Origin of the sequence: Nostoc sp., from assembly GCF_036917635.1 — a bacterium.
Lineage (GTDB): Bacteria > Cyanobacteriota > Cyanobacteriia > Cyanobacteriales > Nostocaceae > Nostoc.
Genome location: NZ_JBALCW010000067.1, coordinates 42,190 through 67,193 on the forward strand (window position 1 = coordinate 42,190; position 25,004 = coordinate 67,193).

Below are 25,004 nucleotides of genomic sequence, written 5' to 3' on the forward strand. Positions count from 1 at the left end.
CGTCTTTACAACGCGGAGGTTAGTTAAAGTTACGGCTTCACCTTCGTCACAAAGCGGATATTCCCATAGGAATCATTGGGTGAACCCTGCCCTGTTGACCCTGGCATAGTAGTTAAATTCGGTAGTCCAGTATTACCAGTAACGTCAATAACTAAAGTGCCGTTATCATTAGCCGCCTTGAGATAACAATTAGTAGGAACGGTACCACCAGCACTAATCAATTGAGTGCGATCGCCTGCATCATTAGCACTGGTTAAGTCAACTACTGTACTCGTTCCTAGCTGCAATTGCACATCTTTGTTAGTACCATAAGCACCGACTTTAAAATTTTGGTTAGCACTAATGCGATCGCACACTTTCACAGTATTGGCATTAGTACTACCCGCATTCAGGAAATAAATTGTATATTCAATTTCGTCTCCTGGTTTGACTTTGCCAGCATCAATTGCCCCTAACAGATAATTAGGCTTCCAATTGGGGCTATTATCGTCGGCTTGACGAGGCGAGGTGGTATCATCAACGAAGGCATTTAACGGTGTGTTGTCATTAGGGTTTTTGGTGCGATCGCCATTAATTGCTGTGATTCGTTTCACAAGCAAGACATTAGGTATTGTCGCGATCGGTACAGCATAATCTTCAACTTCTCCAGCATCCCCAGAACCAGTTGGGCTGGGTGTTGCAACTGCACTAGCCGTAAACCGGAAACGAGCAAAGCTACCACCAACGGTTGCATTACTGGGTACGGTAAAGGTTAAAGTATTGTTTCCGGCATTGAGGGGAACATTATTAACCGTTGCAGCCGTACCTTTAGTAACGTTGGTTATATTGAGTTGTTCGCCACTATCAAAAACCCCATTTTGATTAAAATCAATCCAACTATTGAGAAAACCTGCGGTTGAAGCGTTAACAATAATTGTTGCAGTTGTTCCTGGAGTTAGGTTTGAAGGCAAGGTAACACCATCATCCCCAGCATCGCCACTTGCATTTGCACTATAGGTTTGACTACTTTCTCCAGTTACAGTTGCGCCAAGGTGGGGATTACTACAACTCGGTGCTTGAGAAACTTCACCATAACTGCTTGGTGCATCACCGAACTCATAGGCAAAATCAGTACTGACGACAAACCCACCAACATTGTCATAGTTCGATAAGCGAATCTCAACGATATCGCCAGCATTGACCGAAACCGTAGATACTTTGTTTGCTGGTAAGCTAGTATTATAAGTTAGAATTGGATTTGCAACCCGCACTCCATTAATATAAATTTCCATAGCATCATCAATGTAAGCCCCTGCTTGCCCCAAGGTAACTCGACCTTTGGCGATCGCTTGCCGCTTAAACACGATTACCCAACTGGGTTGGCCAAAATTAGTCTGTGTTGAGATATAGTCTCCGTTAATGGGAACGTAGCCTGAAGAAACAAAACTGCCATTGATAATTGTTCTTAACGGATGGGCAGTTTGGCTAATGGATTGATCGTTAAAAGTAAATGTAGACTTTTCCGCTCCAAATTTTGCAGTGCCACGGAGCGTTGGTAATCCACCTGTACCAAATAGACCAACAGATTGCGTATCTTTTGCATAAGCTGCACCGGGAATAGGGTAATGACCACTGTAGATTTGAGCTTCCCATTCACAGGTTAAAGCTGGATAAAAGCCAAAATCTTTTCCGGTGATACTGGTAGTATTAACCGTGACTGGCAAATTATCAGTAGTACCAAGCGTGTATCCCACAGGCACATCTGGATCAGCAATGTCTACTTTGATTTTGTAAGTTCCAGCAGGTACGTTAGTGAATTGATAACTCCCGTCAGCGAGAGTTGTTACTTGCTGGATGATTTCACTGGGACTAAGTTCACGATTATTGTCATTATCTTGGTAGAGAATGACAGTGATATTACCAATCCCAGGCTCACTATTGTTCGTACTACTGCGATCGTTATCCCGGTAAATTGTCCCGGAAATATTGATTGGATTGACAGCTGTCACAGTCTGGATTGCACTGGCTTCTTGGCGGTGATTTGTCGCATCTCCATTAATCGGTACACCTGCTGATTCACCAGAAACACCATCAGCGTTGTCAACAGTATATAAATCTTTACTTCCAGTTCCATTTGCTCCCAGAATATAGGGAGTATTACTATTGCTGGGTTGTCCGCTAGTATTACCTAGTGTGACACTTACAGTTTGTCCACCAGTTGCTGTAACTGTTACCGGAACCCGGACAACAATCGTCGCACCTGCGGGAATCGAACCGTTATTCGCAGAAGCGATCGCACTTAACAATGTCCCCGTATTAGCACCATTCGCAGGAACAGTAATATTATTACCAGTAAGGTCAACTGCTGCTGCTGGTCCACTACCATCTGAGTCATAAGCAACAATTTTTAGTGTGCCAGCTGTACCCCCAGTAATCGCCGAAGGTGCATCAGGAATAAAGAACTGTGTCGGATCGTTGCCGACGTTAGTAATTGTAAAGTCAAAATTGACGACAACACCACTTATTGCACTAGGTGTATTCGCTGGTGTAACTGTAATCCCTGTGACTTCACCGACGGTTACGGTCACTTTGTCAGATACTAATGTTTGGGTGGAATTATCCGATTCATCGATATACGAACCGGTGGCTTGGTTTTCAATGACAGTCCCAGGCGTGGGGCTAGCAGCAAAAACAGATAAACCAGCTAAAGAACTCCCGCCTAATAAAAGGGCACCAATTAGTAGCGATCGATAAGTGTGTTTCCCGGTAAAGTTATGGCGAGGCATAGGTTTAAGTAGCAGTAAATATAAGTGTGTCGAGACTAATCAATGAAAATACCTAAAAACCATAAAATCCTCAAAATCAAGGTTGATGTTTGGGTAATCAAAGATTAGGGATTGACAATGGTTTTAAAGCGGATAAACCCGTAGGAAGTAGTCGGTGTACCGGGTGCAGTTGCACTCGGCATCGTTGTAAAGTCGGGCTGTGCCGAACTACCCGTACCCGTAACATCTACTGCCCAAGTACCGTTATCGGCTACACCAGCAGCAGGAGTAATTAAATTACAAGCAGCCGGAGCAGAAGCACTACTAGGGTAAAATTGACCTCGATCAGTTGCAGGATCTGCGGCATCTGAGAGTGAGATACTACTAGTGGCATTCCCCAAGCGGATTTCTAGGGAAGCAGTTTTATAAGTTTGGCTGCCAATAATGCGATCGCATATTTTCACCGTATTGGCATTAGCACCTTTAGCATTGAGAAAATATACTGTGTACTCCAACACATCACCTGGCTTGATTTTGCCAGCATTGAAAGCCCCAACTAAATAACCAGATGGCCAGTTCACACCCGGATCATCATTTGGAGTAGCGGGATTATCGAGAACTTGGTCAAGATGGGTAGTGTTATCGCTAGGATTAATTGTGTTAACCCCATTAATTGCGGTAATGCGTTTCACTAAGACAACATTCGACTTGCCACAAACTTGAGTACTGCTAGCTTGAACGCCCAGAAAGAAACCAGCCAGGTTTGGTCCCGAATCCATGACGATTTCAATGGTGTTCACCCCAGCCTGCCAACCCTTGGTCATGTTAACGTTTTGGAGTGATTTATAGTCCTGAGCTTGTGAGTTTGGCGATGGAGTTGGGACAAGGTTTTCGACCCCATTCACCTTTACGCTGAGAAATTGGTTGTCCATTGAGACGCCAATGGGCAAGGAAATTGCGATCGTATTGGCATTGCTGGGTAAAGTCAGATTCGATGTGAACTTCAGTCGCACCGCGTCAGAAGTGCCAACGATCGCAATAGCACTACCATCTTCCCCAATCTTTCCATCTAAATCAGCATCACGATGATCTCCATTATTATTCGCTGATAAACGGAACGGATAGCTAATCCACCGAGCATTGGCTGGTTCATTTATCCAAGCACCAGGGGCGAGGTTGCCAACCACTACCGCAGGCATTACCCCCACTGGGCGCGGCGGGGCATAAGGTGTTCCAATGCCGCTAGCAGGGCCAGCAATCCACTCAGCAGTCCAGTTTAAGTCATTTGCTCCCACCGCTACCTGCCCGCCCGCTGCAGTAACACCTGTGTTCAACGCAGTTCTGTAGTCTGGGTTACAGGTGGTTGGGGCGGCGTCTGCTGCAATGGTATAAGCTTGACGAATACCAAAGTTTTCATTGGTAAGATTGCTTGTAGTCGTGGTCAGGGCAATGTTACCGAGGGTAGCGATCGTCCCATCGACTGTGCCATTTTTGTTTTCGCCCGTATAATACCAACCACTGGGAATGGTAGAGGCTGTGGGTGCGGTTGCCCCAATTGCCACACTATTATCATTTGATAACCGTAGTGTCACACTGGAATTTGCCGGGATGTTGGTCAAACTGTAGGTTCCATTAGCCGCAACAGTGGCTTTAGATAGTACTTTGCCAGCAGTATCGAGGGCATAAATGGTCAGGTTTGCTGACCCCGCATTTGTTCCCGCATCGCTGCCGTTGATGGTCACGTCTGCATCAGCATCGCTAAACACCGTTCCAGAAATAGTGACAGGATTGGCGATCTTAATAGTGCTAATAGCGGTGTTGCTGCTCGCTTTGTCACTATCAATTACTTGCACATTAATAATGCGATCGCTCATCGTCGGCGATGCTTTGGTATTACTATACTTGAGTGTTGCAAGCACTTTTTGGTAATCAGCGAGGGTTGCACTACCCTTGAGGGTTAGACGACCTGTTGTAGATATGCCTACTGTCGAATCATAAGGTAAGTCTACTGTAACCCCTGTAACAGTCCCCCCTGCCGTCGGGTCAATGGTTAAACTTTCATTTGTCCCATCGGGTGTGGTGGTAAGCTGAATAATCGCGCGAGTTATATTAGTTTTGTCGTCAGTAATCACCACATCGGTATCGGCTGCTGCCACCGCCGCCCCACCCACAGTAAAAGTATTTTGATAGTTGTTGCCCGTTGCAGTGCTGTTATTACCATCCAAATCGATCGTCGGTGGCGAGATGGAGGGGACACAACCGTTTACCGAAAAATTTACATCATCCACAAAATTGCCAACGCTAGGAGACCCACTACCAGAGGAGATAGAGTTAAACTCAAACCGAGTAATATATTGATTTGCGGGTACTTGATAAGTACCCCGATAGACAACCCAATCTGTGGAGTCTGTATTGTAGATGCCCTGTTGCACAGTTGCCGCGGGCGCACCAATCTTGACACTAGTGGTGTCAACAACATGGGGCCCGGTTGTTGGGAGTCGTCGCGCCCGGTGTGCAAATTGAAACGTTAATGTCGAGCCTGGAACCGTCGCTATGTCTTGATAGAGGCTAGCTACTTGGGTTGCATTAATTTCCGCAAATTGATTACCTAAGTAGGCAGTTACGCCTTGAAAAGGTGTACTCCAGATTTCAATTTTCTGATCTGTTGCGTTTGTATTCCATCCAGGAACAAAGTCTTTAGCCAACTGATTAAATGAATTTGCGCCCTGAGTTGGGTTCTCAAAACCGCCATTCAAAAGTCCTGTTGTGGCACAAGCGGCTCCATCCGGGACAGGTGCAGCAACATAAACTTGGTAGTCTTCGACCTCTCCACCCGATATCAATCCCACGGGAGAGGGGGACCCAATCGAAGTCGGACTCAGCCGAAAACGTGCAAAAGTAGAACCGTGTAATTGTCTATTGTCTGGTGTGAAGGTGAGGGTATTCGTGCCTGCCACCACCGCCTGATTGGTGAGAATTTGTTCTCCAGCATCAAATACACCATTATGGTTATAATCTATCCAGGCATTTACATAGCCGGAACCAGAAGATACTACCTTAACCTGATTGCTAACACCTGCTTGTACCAAAGTGCTGTAATTTGCACCCAAAGTTGGGCTAAAAGTAACCCCATCATCATTGGTATCACCTGTTGCGGTGGCGTTTGGTTGCCCATCGCTATCAGCACTCACCCCAGCCCCCAGGTAAAGTCCAGTGATTGTATGCCTTGCGCCGTTACTCGCTAACAGCGTGCCATAGGAGTCAGGGGCATCACCATAGTCAACGGCAGCGAATGGCATTGTTACTGTTGCCGCACTGGATTCCGCTGTCAATGAATCGATCGCGGTATAAGTAAAGTTGACCGTATCTGCGCCCGTGGCTGTAGGGTCGAGGGTCAACAGGGTGGGATCGTAGCCGGAGATGACTTGATTGGCTGTCACCGCCACATTGTTGTACTTCAGAGTTCCATTCGTCGGCAACGTCACAATTCGGAACGATGCCCCCGTTCCTAATGTGACATCTTCCACGTCAGTGCCATTCAGTGCCGGCACCTGCACTGCGTTCGTGCCACCTGGATTAGCTTGTGAAGTCGCAGTGACATTATTGGCAGTGGGAGATTCATTGAGTTGTGTGTCGAAGGCTGGGTTATCGATGTAGCAAGTATTTGCTCCGCAATTCCACAAGTAGAATTTGATCCGATAGGTGCGATTGGGCAGTAGCTGGGGGTCGGAACTTAGAGGGATAGCGACCCCATTTGTTGTCCCTTGGATAAGTAAACCACTACTATTGTAGACCGTCTCTGTGCCAGTAACCGTGTCTACGATGGCGAATCCCACCCGAGCCGTGGACGAAGTGTTATAAGCACTTCTGACCTGATTGATTCGGAGCCCAGAAACCCGCAGACCTGTGCTGCCAACAGTTAGATCCGAGTAAATATAGTCATTGTTGGTTACGGCTTGGGCAAAGGTCGTGGCTGTAACATTTTGCAGTTTTTGCACTGAAGCATTTGGGGACGTAGTTGCAACCATGCTGAAGGTATGACCGGTTGCGCCGATGTTTGGTCCGGCACTGCTAAAGCGGCCTGAAGTCAATATCGTGGCATTGGGGGTCAGGGCCGGAGTATCACCAAACCAACCAACTGTTGAATCCGGAGTAGCCGGTGTCCACAGCAAGCCCTGCCACTGTGGAACGGCGATCGCAGCCGTTTCAATAGCACCCGTAGCTACTTCCAGCCGCCAGTCACCACCCTGTGCAGTGTCGCCCGTCGGGTTATTGGAAGCTGCAATGTCTGCTCCGGTCAATTGCGCGAGGGTGGCGATCAGTCTAGGCGTTTTACCAATGTTGCAACCATAGATCAAAATATCCCCGCCTGGTCGCAAGGCTTGACCAATTACCTTGAGTTCCGACTGATAGTTTTTTAACGTGGCCGCATCGTAGTGATGCCCTGCTAAGATCAATTGCCCCGTTTGCCCGTGGGAAATGATATGGATTGCCTTGACATTATGATAGCTCCGCAATACCTGCGCCATTTCTGCCAATGGGTTCTTGCTGTGCAACTCATACACAACCCGATTACTTGATCGCTTAGGAAGATAAGCTTCGATATCCCGGACAACGGGATCAACAAAGATAATTTCTAGCCCTGACTTCTGTTGAGCCTTTATTCTGCTCTTTGTTGGCTTGAGCATTGAAGTTTGCTTCACATTAGACTCACGTTTAACAGAGGTAGCGATCGCTGGGGAAACAAGTGACCAGGGGATAGAGGTGCCAGTAATAATTCCAGTTAACAGTAGCGAACTCAATAACTTATGTTGTTTACGAAAAGTCGGGCGTTCGAGTTGGTTGAAATAATGAATAAAGGATTTCATAAATATAATATTTAGTTAAATAGGTCGGCGTTGAAAATCATAATTACGTTTAGGTAGTAAGTATTAGCTAGTTGGGATAAGGCTTTGAAGCAATTTTAGATTTAGTCTAATGGCTATGAGTTTGAGCCAATGGTATTACCTAGAATATAGTTGTGCCGGATAAAGTTTTAAGATTGACTAAATGATTATTCCCATTTAATCCAATAATTTCTTACGTAAAAATACTGAAAATTTATCTATTTTTTATATTTGTAAAAATGCTATAAACGGACATAGACGCGATATATCGCGTCTCTACATCCATAAATTTGCAGAATTATTTTTTTCATGTTCCCATTTGGGGGGATTATTAATGATGTATTCTCGAATCGTGTTTAAAGAACCATCAGCACGAATGATGCGATCGTAAAACCGGGATCGCCATGCAAAATCTTCAAAACCGTTTTTCCGACACCAACGGGTTACAGCAGATTTGTACGCATGAATGATTGCTTGTAATGAACCTGATTTTAAGGGTCCAAATTTATTTGATTCATCCACCGGTTGTTGTAGAGACGCGAAATTTCGCGTCTCTAGGGACTTCCAAATAAAAAAATACTCAACTACTTCTTGTGGGGTGGGCAACATGAGCGCCCATATACAAAGGCGGGCAAGATGCCCACCCCACAAGATTGGGTAATTTATTTGTTGGAAGTCCCCTACATTATTTCGCGTCTCTACAAATAACCCCAATGTAGAGACGCGAAATTTCGCGTCTCTACAAATAACCGTTTTATATTTCAAGCTTTTTTACCTCCTTCATTGCAGCCTTGAGTTTATTAACCAAAGTTTGCGCTGTAGACTTCTGGTGTTGAGGTGGAGCAATTTTTTGCTGTCCAAAACCATCAAACAATTCGTTGAGTTTGACGCTGATACCCAAATATGCACCTCCCGCAGAACGTGTACCTGAAAAATCTCGGTCATCGACTTTACCAAAGACGTAACCAGCAGCAACGCGCAGGTTAGGTGTGAGATAATAACCCGTTTCCACAACAAAGCCTGTTTCGGTGTAGCTAGACTGACTAATTACACGAGCTTCACCCACCAAATCCCAGCTATATCCCAAGCGATATGTTGCCCGGAATTGGGCTAAATTCACCATGCTAGTACCAGCTAAATCACTGGCTATATAAGAAGTGCTGTTACGTAGTGCATACTTACCGTAGAATTCCCATTGCCAGTTAGGGGCATAAATCGCTTCTAAAGCAAAGGTATGGTCTTCGGAACCTGTACCACTACCTAAAAGAATCGTGTCAGGAATAGTTGATGGATTTTTGCGATATTCATAACGTAATAAGGCATTAAATTTATCGCTATTGGGGTCGCGGTAAGCTAAACCCAATTTCAGATTAGTTGTATCTCCCAATCCTGAAAGCTTTTGATTAGAAGAACCGGCTTGTTGATAACGTGCTAAGGCTGTGAGGGAGGGAGAAATTTTACCCGTAACCCCGGCGCTAATTACTGTATTAGTACCACCAGAAGAGGAACGATGTTCGTAACGAGCGCTGGCTTGAAACTGCGGATTATCAGAGTATTCCAACCCAGCGCTGTAGTTATCACCACTATCAGTACCGATGGATGATGCCGATTGACCAAAGGCGTAAGGTTGGGCATATTGTTGACCCGCCGCAGTTCGTCCAAAGAAGTTGCCGAATATGTGTTCGTAGGCGAGGTTTAGCCGCAATCCTGAAGCAATAGTCCAATGATTATTTAAACCTATCGCTCCTTGGGTAGTCATTTCATTTGCACCACCCAAAATTGAGTAACGACCGGTCAAGGTAGTATCCGCTCCGAGTTTGCGTTCACCGTTGACACTCAAGCTGGTGATAGAATTACCCGCATTTTGACCGCCATTGTAAAACTGTTGGGCGAGACTGATATTGACACCAGGAATTGCAGCCCAATTCAACCCTAAAATAGTCCTATCTGGGTAAACCGTATCTTTTTGGGAAGATAAACTTAGTTCATTTTGGGCTTGGAAAGTCAGGTTTTTAGCAATGGGAACTGTAAAACGCGATCGCAATTGATCGGAATTACTACTCAAGGCGCTGTCGGGGATGCGGTCTTCCCGATTCCGATGAATCCAATCCACACCCAAAGTAGCGCTACCTAAGCGTTGTTCAATCCCGGCGGAAATCGTTGTCAGAGAGTTATCAACTTTACTCCCAGGTACTGCTTCAGAACGCGGTGAAAATAGTTCTTCAAAGGTATCTAGGGGTTGGGGAGCAATGCCAAAATTATCTTCATGGTCATATTGCACTCTGACGTTAGTGTTTGCGGCAACTTTAGCTGTAACCTGCGCTCCATAACGACTTTGGCCGGGGACAAAGCTGATGGTGGCATTATTAGCAAAACCAGTATCTGCAAAGTTATAGTAGGCGCGGCCTTGAATCCCGTTAGCAATTTGTCCGTCAGCTTCCAACCGATAGGCTTGACCGCGAACCTTCCCCACCACATCAGAGTTGTTACTAGAATGGGCATATTCTGCGATTAATTTAGCTTGAGCGCCCAAAGAAATCAGCGCATCTGCACCGTAGAGTTGAAAGTCACGCACTCCCTGATTTTCTTGAACGAAAGTTGTACCTATCCAACTTTCGGAGTTAAGTTTACGGGAAAGGTTATATTGCAAACGAGCCGCATAGATATTGCTATCAGATTTTTGGTCGTCATATTGATAGGTAACAACAATCCGTCGTACCAATACTTGTCCGGCTTCATCAATATCGGTGCGAAGAATGGGTTCGTGGAATAATAAAGTACCGCGATCGTAATCAATATCGTAATCTGAGCCGAGGTTAAGCTGTTTGCGTTGTAATACAGTTCCAGGGCGATTGAGTTCTTCTAACTCGATAAAGACATTTTCGCTACCTGGTTGTAGTATTCTGCGAGAGAGGAAATAATAACCGCTAGTGCCATCGGGAGGAATGGTATCCCGTTGAAACCCTTCTAAATGGTTGCCATATAAACCTGTAATTTGCAGGTTTCCGAAGTTGTAGTTAGCTTTAAAGCCGTGGAGTTGACGGGTGATAGAAGTAAATTGCTGCGATCGCCGCGCAAATTCTTCGGTGTTGTAGTCACCCCACATGGCATAATCAGGATCAGCGCCAGGGATACCAGTTGACCGCTCAAACCGCAGAAATACGCTGTCAATGGAAGGAGTAATGACATCAACTCTTGAACTATCGCCATAGACAGGATAGTTTTTCTCATTAAATTGGTAAGTTCTAAACAGACGATTATCACAGTTGCAATCTTCATTGAGGCTGCGAGAACTGTTATATGCACCTGTAAACAACCACTCCCCGATCGCACCAGTGGCAAATACTGCTGAATGGAAATCTAATTGTGTTCCGTTGTCTTTATTCGTGGGGAGGAAATCACGGAAACTGCCGTAATAATCTGTACCTCTAGCGCCTAAACGTAAATCCACTACACCAGTTACCAAACTCGGACGTAGTGCAGTTTCAAATTGTAGTTGGGTAAAGCCTTCTAAGTCATTAGCGATCGCTCGAATTGTGACAGTTTCGGCTTTTAGTTGCGATCGTAAAATCGCCGTAAATTCTCCCCCCTTCGCCTCCACCTGAAATCCGGGTTCATCTGGCTTGAAATCTTTGCCAACAAACTCCCCAGCACTTGGTATCAAAGTGACAACAGCATCACGATTAGAGCGATTACCACCTGCATCAAGCAGTTTACCCCTAATTGTCGCCGTAGAACGTCCATCCGCCGGGATACGAGACTCAACTGTTTCTAAAGTTAGTCGCTCCGGCGCTCCCCGGACTGCAACTTGCACTGTTACAGGCGCTTGTGTTCCCCCCGTTGCTTGGGCAGAGATGGTATTATTACCTTCTTTTAAGGAGACACCATACCACGTCTGCGTTACTAAGTTGGTAGCGCTATCAGTTTCTGTCCGTCCAACTAAAGAACGGTCTACCAACACGCCATTAACCCGCAATTCCACCTGAGTACCAGAAGGAAATTGCACAATCACTGAAGTGGCTGGCACATCTACAACACTGTTAGGTGTCGGACCCAGAATTTTAATTGCTGTGGAAACGGGGAGAGTGGGGGACACGGGAGGATTTTCATTTACCACTTGTCCCTGTATCTTGTTGTTCCCAGGTTCTGGCTTTTTTACATCCTCAGCCACTCCGGCTATTTTGCGTAAGCCTCTAGGCAAATCAACAGAAGTTGCTGGTTGAAACGCTTGTATTTCTGTTGGAGAAGCTTGTAGGTCCGTTTCGGTGTATTTAGGCTCGTCGTTGTTGATGCCGACTATTTTGCGTAAGCCTCTGGGTAAATCAACAGAAGTTGCTGGTTGAAATGCTTTTATTTCTGTCTTTTCCTCGATTCCGGCTATTTTGCGTAAGCCTCTAGGTAAACCTACAGAAGTTGCTGGTTGAAATGGTTGTATTTCCCTTTCGGTTGGTTGAACATTTAGGCTTGAAGTATCAGTGCTAGGTACTAGAGAGGTTGAGGAAAATTCTGCCGAATTTGAATCGATACTTTTTTCAAGTGTTTTATTCTGATCCGCTTGAACAGCTAAACCTAATCCCCCAGCCGCCTTCCCTTCTAGCGTTGGGGGATAATTCAAAGCCTCTCCCCTAAAAGGTGAGATGTTTTTCAGATCCTGTGAAAAATTAATGTTTTCAACACCCTTGTTTGTTTGTGAAGGGGAATCGGAGAAGAAGAGGTTTTCACTTGTAGGTTCTGCCTTAACTATGGCAGGATACAAAATGAGGCTTAGAGCTAATATCGGCATCGCCCCCATCATCTTTAGGTTGAAAATAATTGCATAGTGCAGTCTGGGTTTCATTTCTTGACTGGCTCCTGGAAGGCGGGGGTGACAGCGAAATTCATGCGTACTAAGCCACCAGGCTCTAAACGCACTAGACGCGATTGGCTATTCCGTTCGCGGAATTTTTTGTTGGGGGCTAAGGTGTAACCGGGGAGACTGCTGAGGTCTAGTACACCCGTGTGGTTTCCTGGTAAGACATTAGCTAAGGAGAACAAACCATTAGGATCTGTGGTGACGCGGTTCCCGTCTTCCATATAAATCACTGCATTGGGGACTCCAGGCTCACCCCGTTGTTGTTCACCGTCAAAGTTTTTATCAATAAAGACGCGGCCGATGATGGTGCCACAATCAGAAACAATTCCTGGGTTAATTTTTAACAGGTGTGTTGCTGGCCCATCCTTAGTACTAAAACCGTTGTCGGCTCGTTGGGCGTTAGCGATCGCACTATTACGTCCAGTACCGCGCACAGCATCGGCTGTTAATTGAGCGCCGTAAGCAATATTTAGGCTTTGTTCTGTAGGAACTGTTACATCAGTACGGAATGTCACCGTGTTTCCATTCCGTTGTGAGGTGATAGCAACTGAATTACCATTCAATTCTCCCCGCACAGATTTAGCTAAGAACTGGAACCCTAAAGGTAAGTTGTCGGTGACAAATATATTATTCAAACCAACATCAGCGAGATTTTTTACTGAAATCCGGTAGATTACTGTATCTCCAGGTTCAGCAGCAGCGCGATCGCCTGTTTTGACAATCTGCACCTGATTTGGTTGACACATATTTGTCGTGAATTGAAAAGCTAATAAGTCCAGCCCTTGTAGTTCTGCATTGGCAACTAAAACAACTGTGCTTTCTACCCTAGTCTCACCTGTTAAGCTGATTGGTTGACCATCTAAGGAAGAAGCGATATAGCGCACTACGCCGTTACCTTGAGTACCTGTGCTACCAACAATTTCAATCTTGACCCGCCGTTGTCTGTAAATATTATTCGGCGGTGGATTGACTACAAAAATATAAGTCTTACCTGGATCTAATTGTCCTTTTTCTGGATCTAATAAAAAGTTATAAGTACCTTGTGGGTTGCTATTTTTTATAAAATAGGGATTACTATTCTCGATATTTGGTGCTTTACCACCAGGAACTTGATTATTAGGAATATCAGGTAATTCTGTGCGAGTTAGAGGAACTAACTTACCTAATTCTGTTCCCGTTGGATCGCTAGGATTCGGTTCATATAAGCCTACCGAATAACCAGTGTAATCAGATAAAATTTGGCCGCCGCAACCTAATATCCGGCCTAATGGATCAACTAATGGTTTAGGACTCAGGGTAATCGGATTAGATAGTCCTTGATATTTATTACTATTAGCAGGATCTGTATAACTATATGCAGCTTGATTTATTATTGGGATAGATTGAACCGAATCGTTAGCTTGTTGCGCTCTTACTGATATAGGGATAGGAGTATGCAAAACACTTGCTAAGAGAACAGTAGCCGTTAACCGTCGATACCAGCTAGTCCTAAAAGGGATTTGTGTTTTTTTATTGGGAAGGATCACTGAACACATCTCCTTTGAAATGCCACATATTTGTTAATTTAGATACTTGTCGTATTTATGAAAATCTAAAAGTTTTAATAGGATTTTTATCAATTAATTTTTAGCAGCTTAAAATAGACCAATTTGTTATTGTTGGACTAACGTAATTCGTAATTCGTAATTCGTAATTAAAAACCCGATTACGAATTACGAATTGGCAAAACTTTTAGATGTGTGTATCTAAATCAGCGCACTTGGGTTTGATAAGTTGCTTTGACTAGAGTTTTTGCTGCAAGTGAGGGAAGCTGTAAACGGATATTGGTGTAAGCAGTTGCTGGTGCTGGTTTAGTTTCTACTTTGCCGTCAGGAAGAGTAACTTTAATAGTGGGATTTTCCACAAAAGTTTTTCCGCCATCGATGCTATAGGTTATTTTGGCATTAGTGGTGATGGTGGTTGATTTCAGCACATACATCATTTTTTGCGGAATTGGTTGATTGAGAATCAGATTTTTTACGGCGCGATCGCTCTTATTTTCACCAGTTAAGGTGTAACGCAACACATCACCTGGTTGCACCACGGCTTGACCTTTCAAAGGCTGCCATGTTTTGCTTTGCTTACCATGCTGATCCTGTGCTACTACCTGCTTGTCAGCATCCAAGTGTAACTGTACTTGCCCTTGATTGGCATTTTGAGCAATCGCACTTGTAGAATGCCATAGAGAAGCGGCTCCTGGCACTTGACTCACAAATGGCACTGTAGCAATAAGTGCGATCGCTCCTAAACTTGCAAAAGAAAGACGTTTCATGTTGATAACCTCAAAAAATTTTCACAATGTCGATTACTGACTTATCTTTCCCTGTTTTTGCTGGGAACAATCATTTTGTAGTTGGCACTTTCGGGTTAAAAAAATTCTCTTGTAGAGAGGCGTTAGCGTAGCCCAGTGCAATTTCGCGTTTGTCTAATGTAGAGACGCGAAATTTCGCGTCTCTACATTTTTGTTCAAGACATGTCTAAACTATCTAGTTAACCTTGCGTTGGAAGGTAAATGTTCTTTGAATACCTGGTGCTACTTGTCCAGTAGCGGTATTTACATACTTGCTGACATCTGTGCTAACCGTGGTTCCGGTTTGGTCGGTACCAGGGGTAGTAGCTGGCTTACCACTGAAGAATTGAATGGTTGAAGCTCCAGAATCTTTTGCTGAACCTACAATGTTGCTAGTATCAATTTGAGTGTTGTTATCGTTGTCTAGCGCCCAGTTGTTGCCGCCTGAACCTAATGTACCATCTTCAGTAATCACAACTTTGTCAGCATTCAAAATCACGTTACCGGTTCCAGCTTGAGCATCAGAAATATTTTTGTACCGAATTTGGTACTCAATAATGTTTCCTGGTGCAGGATTTCTAGCTACATCAGTAACTGCTGGATTTGGATCAACAACAGTGTTGGTAACAGGATTTGTGTAAGCCGGTGTAGACTCAAAATCACCTTGACCGGCACCAACCGCAGGACCTGTTCCTTGTAAAACTCGTGACACCTTCACCAGTTGTAAGAAGCCAGTGTAGACGCGATCGATGGAGATGTTGTTAACTTCACCAGTATCAACGACACCATTACCATTAGTATCAATCAAGGCAGCAACGGATAGTGGGAAACCTTTGCCAGTATCAGTCGATAGTTTCGTACCAGCAGGTAGGTCAACTTCTACACCATAATTAACACTAGCCCCAGGAGCAACAGCAAGGACTTTAACTGCTGTACCGCTTGTTAGGGTAAAAGCACCAGTAGCACTATCGTAATTATAAACAGCAGATACACTGTTATAGGTAACAGTCACCTTTGTATTATTTGGCAAATCTGTCTTAGATGCTGGTGGGGTTGGCACTATTGTGATGTCGTTAGGGCTAGTGCCGTTATTCTTAATCGTGTTAGTGAAACCAACTGATTGGGGATCAACTGTACTACCAGGTGCGGTGTTAGGAGCAACAAAAGAAGATTTGTTGGTGAAGTCATCGTTGGTTAAACCAGATGGGCCAGTAGCATCAGGCGCACTATTAGGTCCGTTTAAAATTGAGTTCGACTGGGCGACTGAAACGGTATAAACGTTGACATCCCCTGTTATAGAGTTAGTACCTTGGTTGTTATTACCTGTGTCAGTTTGAGCGGCGGGGACTGTTCCGGGATAATAACCAGAGTCAGGTGTAGTAGTAAAGGTTCCAGTCGCGGCGTTAAAGTTACCTGGGTTTTGGTCACCTGAATCGTCAACGATTAGGGCGCTAGCTGGATTACCAGCAGTTTTACCGAAGACTTGAGCGACGTTGTTGACATTTGTCGGTGTCGTTGCTGTGATTCCAGTGGTCTTTACTTGCACTGTAAAGCCTGTAAGGGTTGTGCCAGTCGCAACTGTAGAAATAGAGGCAGGATTGTTAATAAAACCAACCCGTTTTACAGTGCTTAGTGTTCCAGGTGCTGTAGTGGTCCACTGAGCATTATCGGCAGTTATAGTTGCAGGATCGTCAATAGTGTAAACTACTATCCACCCTGGAGGTGCGGTTGGAGTTGCATTAAGAGTCGTGGATGCTGGAAGTGCATCAGAAACTAAGATGCGAGTAACTGAAGCACCATCTACCTTAATAGTTGTACCAGCTAAAGCTGCGGGTGTTAATCCGGTATTGGTTACGTCACTGCTCTCAACTCGCAAGCTTAAACCATAGGTCAATAGATCATCATTGAGTACAGTCGCATCGCCAGCACTGTAGGCTGTCCGAGTTTTGAGTATTGTGGCTAAAGCAACGGTTTTAACTGTATTGCCTACTAAAATTTGCTGAGTAATACTAGCTTCTCGTGTACCGTTAATTGGTGCGCCTGCAACTTCTCCAGGACTTCCATCAGCGTTATCTACGGTATAAACGTCACCACCATCGGGACTCCGTAGTTGGTTTTGAGCATCACCAGGAGTGTTACCAAGGGTGACTTTAACTATATCACCGGATACAGCGCCAGCCTGTACGGTGACTGGTACACGTACCAATACAGTACCGCTAACCGGAATTGAGGGTGTATCTACACCACCTGCTGCTACGTTTGTCCAAGTTGCACCACCATCGGTACTGTATTGCAGTGTGCCACTAGCGGGTACAGCACCAGTTTTATCAGCAGGAAGAACACCAGAAACGGTACCAGGACCGGTTGTTGTTGCTTGGTTAGGAATATGGAATTTGGTGGGGTCGTTACCTACGTTTGTGAGGGTGTAGGTGTAAGTTAATAAATCGTTAACTGCAACAGTGCCACCATTATTATCTGTAACACCTGACGCTGTAACGGTGATACCAGCAACTTCTGCAACGGTTACAGTTACAGTGTTAGAAGTAGCATTGATACTTGTCCCTGGGGTGTTGGGATCTTCGTAGGTAGCAGTTGCTGTGTTGCTGATGGATTGACCCCCAGCTGTACCGTCAGCTAGTGCAGGTGCAATAAATTGGAAAAGGCTACCAGTTAATAGCGCTGTTGCTACTAAAGATTGATAACGCTGACGCTGCTTGTTGAGAGATTTGTTTGCGCTTACCATAGAAGTTGATTTGTTTATTTGCTGAACTTGTATCTTGGCTCTTGAGACAGGATCAAGTTCGGCAATTCCTTAAAGAACTACCGGCTAGACCTGCCTAAAACCCTAATGTTTCCGAGATGGCTATCTAAGGAGTTAACTTATTGACACTCCTAAAAAACTAGATTGAGGCAATACGCAGAAATAACTTGCCTACCTGTCTGATACTTACCTTTGATGGTCAAGGCTAGCGATCGCAAATATGCCTAACTTACCACTGTGTCCTGCTGAATCATCCATGTAAGTAGCAATGTAACTTTGGCCGCAAAATAAGTCTTCCGTATAAATAACTAACTTCTTTAACGATGAATTGAGTGCATCAAAGCTGAAAAATCAACTTCATTTTGGCAATACATAGAGCAATTTTAGGGGTTTAATCAGACGTTAAAAACTATAAAGCTTATATATAGAAAGGCTTTTGAGTTTTTACTGTCGTAATATCACTAGCTTGTGGAGTCATTTAGATAAGCTTAACTAAATGATAAATCACTTAAAATTGGATAAAGATTTAAATCAATGCAAGTTCATCATAGATGTAATGCAATTTAATCATATTAAATCGCAGCGTTAACGTTAATACTGATGTACCTGAAGCTATGATCTAATTTTTTAACAAAAGCAGTAAAAGCATAAATACCCAATATAGCGATTACGGATATAAAAATTTTACAGAAATCTATTTTCTCAATACCAAGAATACCCGATATTTTTAGTCGGGTATGTTTGACTGGTATTTTTGCTCGTGTTAGTATCAGGCGACAGCAGACAGACAAACTTATTAAAGCTAGTTTATGACTCAGGCAACCCAAACTCAAACCCAAAGCAGCACTGCCTACTTTAAAGCCTTGAAGTGTAAGGAATGTGGTGCAGAATATGAACTAAAAGCCAGTAACGTTTGTGAGTTATGTTTTGGGCCCTTAGAAGTCAAGTATGACTACAGCGCCCTCCGTCTAACTGTCACTCGTGAAACAATTCAAGCTGGCCCCAATTCAATTTGGCGCTATCGTCCCTTTTTGCCTGTTGCAACTGACAATGTTATAGATGTGGGAACGGGTATGACTCCTTTGGTTCGTTCCCACCGCCTTGCCCGTCGCCTGGGTCTAAATAAGCTTTATATAAAAAATGATGCTGTTAATATGCCCACCCTTAGCTTTAAGGATCGGGTAGTTTCAGTTGCTCTATCGAGGGCGCGAGAGTTGGGTTTCACTACCGTTTCTTGCGCTAGCACTGGTAATTTGGCAAATTCTACAGCTGCTCTGGCAGCTCACGCCGGTTTAGACTGCTGTGTATTCATCCCCGCAGATTTAGAAGCCGGTAAAATTATCGGTAGCCTGATCTACAGTCCCACTCTGATGGCAGTAAAGGGTAACTACGATCAAGTCAATCGTCTCTGTTCGGAAGTTGCTAATACACACGGCTGGGGTTTTGTCAATATTAATCTCCGTCCTTATTACTCTGAAGGTTCCAAGACGCTAGGTTTTGAAGTTGCAGAACAACTAGGCTGGGAACTACCCGATCATGTTGTTGCTCCCTTGGCATCTGGTTCACTATTTACAAAAATTTATAAAGGGTTCCAAGAATTTATCGAAGTTGGTTTAGTAGAAAACAAGAAAGTCCGTTTCAGTGGCGCTCAAGCTGAAGGTTGTTCTCCCATCGCCCAAGCCTTCAAAGAAGGACGCGACTTTATTAAGCCAGTAAAACCGAATACAATTGCTAAATCGCTAGCGATCGGTAATCCAGCAGACGGTATTTATGCTGTGGAGCTAGCTCAGAAGACTGGTGGTAACATTGAATCAGTCAATGATGCAGAAATTATTGATGGCATCAAGCTGCTGGCAGAAACCGAAGGCATTTTCACAGAAACAGCTGGCGGTACAACTGTGGCGGTGCTGAAAAAACTGGTAGAAGCTGGCAAAATTGATCCAGATGAAACTACCGTGATTTACATCACCGGTAATGGTCTGAAAACTCAAGAAGCAATTCAAGGCTACGTTGGCGAACCCTTGACTATTGATGCAAAACTCGATAGTTTTGAACGTGCGCTAGAGCGATCGCGTACTCTGGATCGCTTGGAATGGCAACAAGTCCTTGTATAGTTAGGAGTTATGAGTTATGAGTTATGAGTTTTTTATCCATAACTCTTAACTTTATTCCTAATTCCTCACTCCTTACTCCTCACTCCTCACTTTCTACTTCTATGGCTGTAACAGTTTTAGTTCCTACGACTCTTCAGAATTTGACTAATAACCAAGCTAGTCTACAATCCAACGGTAGCACCATTGCTGAATTGTTGGACTCTTTAGAACAAAGCTTTCCTGGAATTAAATCGCGGTTGTGCGATGAAGAAGGAAAGCTACGTCGGTTTGTAAATTTTTATGTCGATAGCGAAGATATCCGCTATTTAGATGGTATCAACACAGCTCTTAAAGATGGCGATGAAGTAAGTATTGTCCCAGCTGTCGCCGGTGGTTAATACAGAGAATACCAAATAAATTAGAAGCCTGACTAGACAAAGCTTTGAGATATTGCCTCGTTCCCAGTCTCCGGCTGGGAATACTCATTAGTGGGCTGATGGCTCCCTTATTCGTGGCATAGACGATATAACCAGTATTTCCTTCTTAGATCGTGGAAATGAGATTTTCTCCGGTATTTTGGTTGAAGTTGATACAAGGTGAACTTTGTCGCTAGTAATTTTTTCTCTAGTATTATCGACAACAGTCCTATTATAGATATTTGCATACACCCTATGGGAAAATGCCCTATGAGTATAATAATGAGTAAATTAATTTGGGATGTTGTTATGCACAGGATTTATATAGAGGTTTGGCAGTAAACCAAACCTTATTTTTATATATATTTAAAATGAGGTATGGTGTATAAAAAATTGAGTATAGGGGATTGCAAAAGGGATTTTTATTGTTTGTTGCGCCCAATTGGGTATAAGTATCTGTCAATATTTAAGTTCAATAATATTTATTGATAAGCGGAATTAAAAAAGAAAAGTACTCCGTAGAATGCCGATGGTAACTGAGTCACTATCTGGTGTGTGACCAGGCTCTATGATATGAATTATTCCTGGTGTAATGCTGATGTTATCTGTTAGCTGAAAACGATAAAATGCCTCAATTTGAGTAGTCGTCCCTGGTTGTCCACCTGCACGTCCTAAACCAGTATTGACAAAATCAGGAACATTATTCCCTACAGGTAAGTTGCTACTAGTAATTTTAGGAGGTTGACCGACATAAATTCCGCCCAAATTTCCTTTAGCAAATAAATCAGGGAAATTCAGAAACACCATATAATTTGTCGTCTCTACATTTCCCGATTGCCCAGGAATGTAAGATTTAGTATAACCACCCCATGCACCTGCGCTAATGCGGGGTGAAATTTGCCAAGTTACTGTCGCACCCACAGCGTTGGTTTGCAGTGGTGCTGATTTTCCGGTACTGGTATTAACTGTAGTTAAGCATTCATCGCCAACAAAGGTTAGTAAACAACCATCCGAAGAGTAATTGTTAACGTAATACAAACTTAAATCTAGAGTATCCGTTGGTGTCAGCAGCAATTGCACACCTGTAGTGGTGGTTCCATCAAATAAACCGCTACCTTTACCAGAATTTCCTGGTTTATAACTAGTATAAATTGCCTGCAAACTAGCGCGTTTAGCAAATTGCCAATCAATAGCTATACCGCCGTGACCGTATCCCATATTTAAAATTGGGTTTCTTTGGGCAAAATAAGATAGCGGCCCTGTTGCAGCACTTTCTACCCGATTGGGGCCTCGGAAAGCAGCTGGCATACTTACGCCTTCTGTTCCCACCATTACTGCTAATTTATCTGTCACCAGCCAATGAAAATTCAGGTCACTTACAATCAAGCTATCTGTAGGAAATTCGTAGCCAATAAAAACATCATTCCGAGAAACACTATTAGTAAATCTAGGCGAAGTTTTTCCATTACCATCTAAAAGACCTGTAAACAAGTAACTACGGGGAGTTATTTGACTAGTTAAATATAGTTGCGCTAGGGATATGACATTAATGTTTGTCCCCGCATCATCTGTATCTTTTTGTCCATCTCTAGGATTGACATCACCACGATTGCGAGTCCGTCCTTGAATGCCAACTATTAGTAGTCCACTGAGTTTGGTTGTTGTTGAGAATTGGTGGGCTTGGATTTCGGCGGTTCTGGCTTCTAAACTATCGACACGACCCCGCAAAGTTGCTAATTCAGGGGCAAATTCTGACTGCAACTTTTGTAATATTGCTAAATCTTCGTGGGTGACTAAATTGCTGGTGGCTGTAGTGATTAATTCGTTGACTCTATCTAAACAAGCATTTACACCGGCGGCGAATTCATACCGACTTAAGGCACGATTACCCCGATAGTTGCTATCTGGATAGCCAGCTATACAACCATAGCGTTCTACCAAAGATTGTAATGCTTGAAATGCCCAATCGTTGGGTTGTACGTCCTTGAGTTGAGAAACCGATGTAACTTGCGCCATCGGATTTATTGGGGAGAGGAGAGGGACATTTAAATCTATACTCTCCTGCGCCTGAGTAGTCCCTGTATCTGTGTACTCTTGTGCTAGAGCTTTTTGTGCAACCCCATTTACTCCCGCAATTAGTAACCATGCGAGCATCCAGATTTTGCGATGACTGCGGCTAATAAGTCTACCTTTCAACTTTTTACACTCTGCTCACATACTTAAGTGACAAGTGTATTCGCAATCATCTAGCGTTCACATGGGAAAATTTACGTATTTTGTCCCAAATGAGACTTAATGCTTCTGGGCAACTTCTGAAAGGACGAGTATAACAGGGTATTAGGTAATAGGGAGTGGGGAGTGGGGAGTAGGGAATAGGGGAGAAGTTGCATTAAGTGTTTCCCCTCTGCTTCTTGTGTCCAATGCCCAAAAATATCCACTGGATTGATTGAAAACTAATATGCCAAATCGCTCACGCAAGCTGACGCCAAAAACCTCTAAACAAAATAAACCTCATGCAGGTATGGTGAAACGCGTCGTTAAAAAAACCCAGAAAAAGCTAAAACGGGGAAGTTGGTTCTCGTCAATGCTAGTGATGTCTACGACGGGCTACGCCTACGCAATTCTCTTAAGTAGTGCTGGTCTAATTATGGCTTTTGCCTGGATTAGTGTTCTCTTCATTTTCAATCCTGACCAGGTAAGCTGGCTAAATAAAATTTTACCTGTATGGGCGCAAATCCCCCTTAGTAAGCACGAACGCCCCCAAACTATCAAACAAATTCAACTCGATTTGAGTCAAAAAAACCAAATATTTGGGGAAACTCTGCCTTTACATCAAAATGTGGAAAACTCCTTTTTATTACCAGTTTTTCAAGAACGTGCTAATTGTCAATCTGATTGTAAAGAACTTGTAGAACTCAGGGTTTATGAACGCTCAGAAGAGTTAGAGTTTAAATCTCAGTCAGAAAATTACTACTATCTAGCAACTCAATTACCTGTAACTAGACCAGATGAATACTTTGTGATTTCTCCCTCACTTGATGGGACATTAGAACCCCAGGATATCAGCATTCCCCTAACTTTAACTGAAGTGCAACGCTTTGAAGGGGGAACACCATCACCAGGTGTTTGGTTTAATTTGTGGGGTAAACGACAACAAGGAACTGGTGTCTTCGCCTACGGTTACGTTGTATACTACAATCCAGAACGCACAAACTTACTACAAATGTTGTCTTGGACTAGTCCCAATGGACAATTGCCCAAATGGCAGCAGGTAACTGGTGATAGTACCAAAGAGTTAGTTATTAATCAAACTATAGGTTTAGAACCGCACTTACAGGTTTACCAAGTCAAGCCTCTAAAGTTATTCCTCAGACCAATTCAATTGGAGGCGATTACCCTCAAATCACCAGCCCTCAAGGATTATGCATACCAAAACGCCCTGTCAATTGCCCGTAGTGGACTGTGGACACCTGCTTTTGAATGGTTGAAATTCATCAAGAAACAGCACAAAGGAGTTTTACCAGAGGCGGCGCAAGCCCAAATGGATTTGATTCGCTTGCACTCCCAACTTACTAAAACCCAAGCCGAGAAAAATTGGGCAAGTCCTAGTCAACAAGTGCTGGCAGATTTGATTGATGGTGGTTGGGAGAAAGCTTTACAGGTGTTTGAAGCGTCGCCAAATAATGCTCAAGAAATTGCTACCCTACTTAAAGCTGATAAAAAACGGTTGTGGAATCGCATGGCGGCAGCGTTGCGGATGAACCCAAATAGACCAGAGGTGCAATCTTGGTTCGCTTTAATTTTAGCAGTTCAGAAGGGAGAAGAACATGCTAATTCTTGGTTGAAGGCGCAACCAGAAATTACAAAAGATAATCTTGCCCATATTCAAAATTTGTTAGCAAGACTTAATGGTGAGGATGCATCGCAAATATCCTCTACTCACCCTAGTCAAATTGTTGGTACAGTCCAACCAATCACTCAAGTTACTAACACTGAGTGGCTGCAATCAAATTCCTCAGCAGACTTGAAACTCACAGATAACCAAGTTTGGTATCAAGTAGAGGTGAGTGCATTTAATGACGGGAAACGCTGGCTAAATTCCCCCTTTGAGAATTTCAACCTACCCAAAACTGACGCCGCCAAATTTTTATGGAAAACTTTGGGAATCACTTCTGACCCGGAAATTCAAATTGTGGTATGGTTGCCAAATGGAGAACAAAAAATTACTATAGCCGCTATTAAAGCGGTGCAACTACGAGGTAAAGTTTTGCACCTATTAGCTGCTAGCCCAAAAATCCCAGAGAATCAAAACGATGTTCTCCAACCTAAACCTTTAGCCTTGACAAATGCAGCACTGGAATGGGTACAGCCATCTCCTATCACTCTACAACAACTGCATCAACAAAATCCCCAAGGGGTGAAGGTAATGTTATCGAGTGTGTGGCAATCTTTGCAGCAATCTGATGAAGTTCCGGGTGGCGCTATTCCTAGCTTTGAGGAGATGCAGGAAAAGTTGGGTGATTGGCCGGTTCAGGTGATTGATTTAACAAATAACGGTAAACCAGAAATAATACTGACTATCTCAGCAGCAGCAATAGCATCCTTGAATCAGCCTAAACCTGAAATTCAGGGGAAAAACCCAGAGCAACGCCGTGACCGGACTATAATTTTGTCTGATAGCAATGAAGTTATTTATACTGATTTTACAGGAAACGACTTACAAAGACTATCTGCCTTCACCAAGCTTTCAGGGGTGCAATCCTTAGCTTTATTAGTCGAAAATGCTCATAACTACAGTTTGAGGCGCTGGTCAGAGAAAAATCAGCGCTTTGAATAGCACGCCCCTTACTCAAATTTACCCCTCACTTAAATTTAGATTAGAGAGGGGAAAACCGTAGGCGTAGCCCGTCGTAGACATCGCTA

The 25,004-nt window shown here is 43.8% G+C and carries 11 protein-coding genes; 3 read left to right on the forward strand and 8 right to left on the reverse strand.

Going from position 1 to position 25,004, the window contains the following annotated elements:
* Positions 1 to 29 precede the first annotated feature (29 nt).
* From V7K32_RS16660 to V7K32_RS16690, 7 genes are all read right to left on the reverse strand, one after another.
* Entirely contained in the window at positions 30 to 2,765 is a 2,736-nt protein-coding gene (locus tag V7K32_RS16660) for a beta strand repeat-containing protein (protein WP_334994943.1), read from the reverse strand.
* A gap of 104 nt (positions 2,766 to 2,869) precedes the next feature.
* Positions 2,870 to 7,612, reverse strand: coding sequence for a DUF4347 domain-containing protein (locus V7K32_RS16665; protein WP_334994944.1), 4,743 nt, complete (start codon positions 7,610 to 7,612; stop codon positions 2,870 to 2,872).
* Positions 7,613 to 7,906: 294 nt separating this feature from the next.
* Positions 7,907 to 8,239 carry a hypothetical protein gene (locus tag V7K32_RS16670; RefSeq protein WP_334994945.1) on the reverse strand — a complete coding sequence of 111 codons (333 nt, stop codon included), beginning with the start codon at positions 8,237 to 8,239 and terminating at the stop codon, positions 7,907 to 7,909.
* A gap of 145 nt (positions 8,240 to 8,384) precedes the next feature.
* Positions 8,385 to 12,467, reverse strand: a complete 4,083-nt coding sequence (locus tag V7K32_RS16675) for a TonB-dependent receptor (protein ID WP_334994946.1) — start codon at positions 12,465 to 12,467, stop codon at positions 8,385 to 8,387.
* Entirely contained in the window at positions 12,464 to 14,017 is a 1,554-nt protein-coding gene (locus V7K32_RS16680; protein WP_334994947.1) for a hypothetical protein, read from the reverse strand. Before V7K32_RS16680 ends, V7K32_RS16675 begins: the two co-directional genes overlap by 4 nt.
* Positions 14,018 to 14,232: 215 nt before the next feature.
* Positions 14,233 to 14,793, reverse strand: coding sequence for a hypothetical protein (locus V7K32_RS16685; RefSeq protein WP_334994948.1), 561 nt, complete (start codon positions 14,791 to 14,793; stop codon positions 14,233 to 14,235).
* 214 nt (positions 14,794 to 15,007) lie between these two features.
* Positions 15,008 to 17,554 carry a beta strand repeat-containing protein gene (locus tag V7K32_RS16690; protein WP_334994949.1) on the reverse strand — a complete coding sequence of 849 codons (2,547 nt, stop codon included), beginning with the start codon at positions 17,552 to 17,554 and terminating at the stop codon, positions 15,008 to 15,010.
* Between the two features lie 827 nt (positions 17,555 to 18,381).
* Between V7K32_RS16690 and thrC the strand changes: the two genes are divergently transcribed.
* Positions 18,382 to 19,686 carry a threonine synthase gene (gene thrC, locus V7K32_RS16695; protein WP_334994950.1) on the forward strand — a complete coding sequence of 435 codons (1,305 nt, stop codon included), beginning with the start codon at positions 18,382 to 18,384 and terminating at the stop codon, positions 19,684 to 19,686.
* A gap of 101 nt (positions 19,687 to 19,787) precedes the next feature.
* Complete coding sequence (locus tag V7K32_RS16700; RefSeq protein WP_334994991.1) at positions 19,788 to 20,063, forward strand: ubiquitin-like small modifier protein 1; 276 nt, start codon at positions 19,788 to 19,790, stop codon at positions 20,061 to 20,063.
* A 516-nt stretch (positions 20,064 to 20,579) separates the two neighbouring features.
* Here the strand turns inward: V7K32_RS16700 and V7K32_RS16705 are convergent.
* Positions 20,580 to 22,235, reverse strand: coding sequence for an iron uptake porin (locus tag V7K32_RS16705; protein ID WP_334994951.1), 1,656 nt, complete (start codon positions 22,233 to 22,235; stop codon positions 20,580 to 20,582).
* A 304-nt stretch (positions 22,236 to 22,539) separates the two neighbouring features.
* On the opposite strand from V7K32_RS16705, the gene V7K32_RS16710 reads away from it, so the two are divergent.
* Positions 22,540 to 24,918 (forward strand): hypothetical protein, encoded by a 2,379-nt coding sequence (locus tag V7K32_RS16710; RefSeq protein WP_334994952.1) that lies wholly within the window; start codon positions 22,540 to 22,542, stop codon positions 24,916 to 24,918.
* The last annotated feature ends 86 nt before the right edge of the window (positions 24,919 to 25,004 follow it).

Coding starts and splice junctions, on each gene's coding strand:
- V7K32_RS16660 (WP_334994943.1), bottom strand. CDS start 2,765: ATGCCTCGCCATAACTTTACCGGGAAACACACTTATCGATCGCTACTA.
- V7K32_RS16665 (WP_334994944.1), bottom strand. CDS start 7,612: ATGAAATCCTTTATTCATTATTTCAACCAACTCGAACGCCCGACTTTT.
- V7K32_RS16670 (WP_334994945.1), bottom strand. CDS start 8,239: ATGTTGCCCACCCCACAAGAAGTAGTTGAGTATTTTTTTATTTGGAAG.
- V7K32_RS16675 (WP_334994946.1), bottom strand. CDS start 12,467: ATGAAACCCAGACTGCACTATGCAATTATTTTCAACCTAAAGATGATG.
- V7K32_RS16680 (WP_334994947.1), bottom strand. CDS start 14,017: ATGTGTTCAGTGATCCTTCCCAATAAAAAAACACAAATCCCTTTTAGG.
- V7K32_RS16685 (WP_334994948.1), bottom strand. CDS start 14,793: ATGAAACGTCTTTCTTTTGCAAGTTTAGGAGCGATCGCACTTATTGCT.
- V7K32_RS16690 (WP_334994949.1), bottom strand. CDS start 17,554: ATGGTAAGCGCAAACAAATCTCTCAACAAGCAGCGTCAGCGTTATCAA.
- thrC (WP_334994950.1), top strand. CDS start 18,382: ATGACTCAGGCAACCCAAACTCAAACCCAAAGCAGCACTGCCTACTTT.
- V7K32_RS16700 (WP_334994991.1), top strand. CDS start 19,788: ATGGCTGTAACAGTTTTAGTTCCTACGACTCTTCAGAATTTGACTAAT.
- V7K32_RS16705 (WP_334994951.1), bottom strand. CDS start 22,235: ATGCTCGCATGGTTACTAATTGCGGGAGTAAATGGGGTTGCACAAAAA.
- V7K32_RS16710 (WP_334994952.1), top strand. CDS start 22,540: ATGCCAAATCGCTCACGCAAGCTGACGCCAAAAACCTCTAAACAAAAT.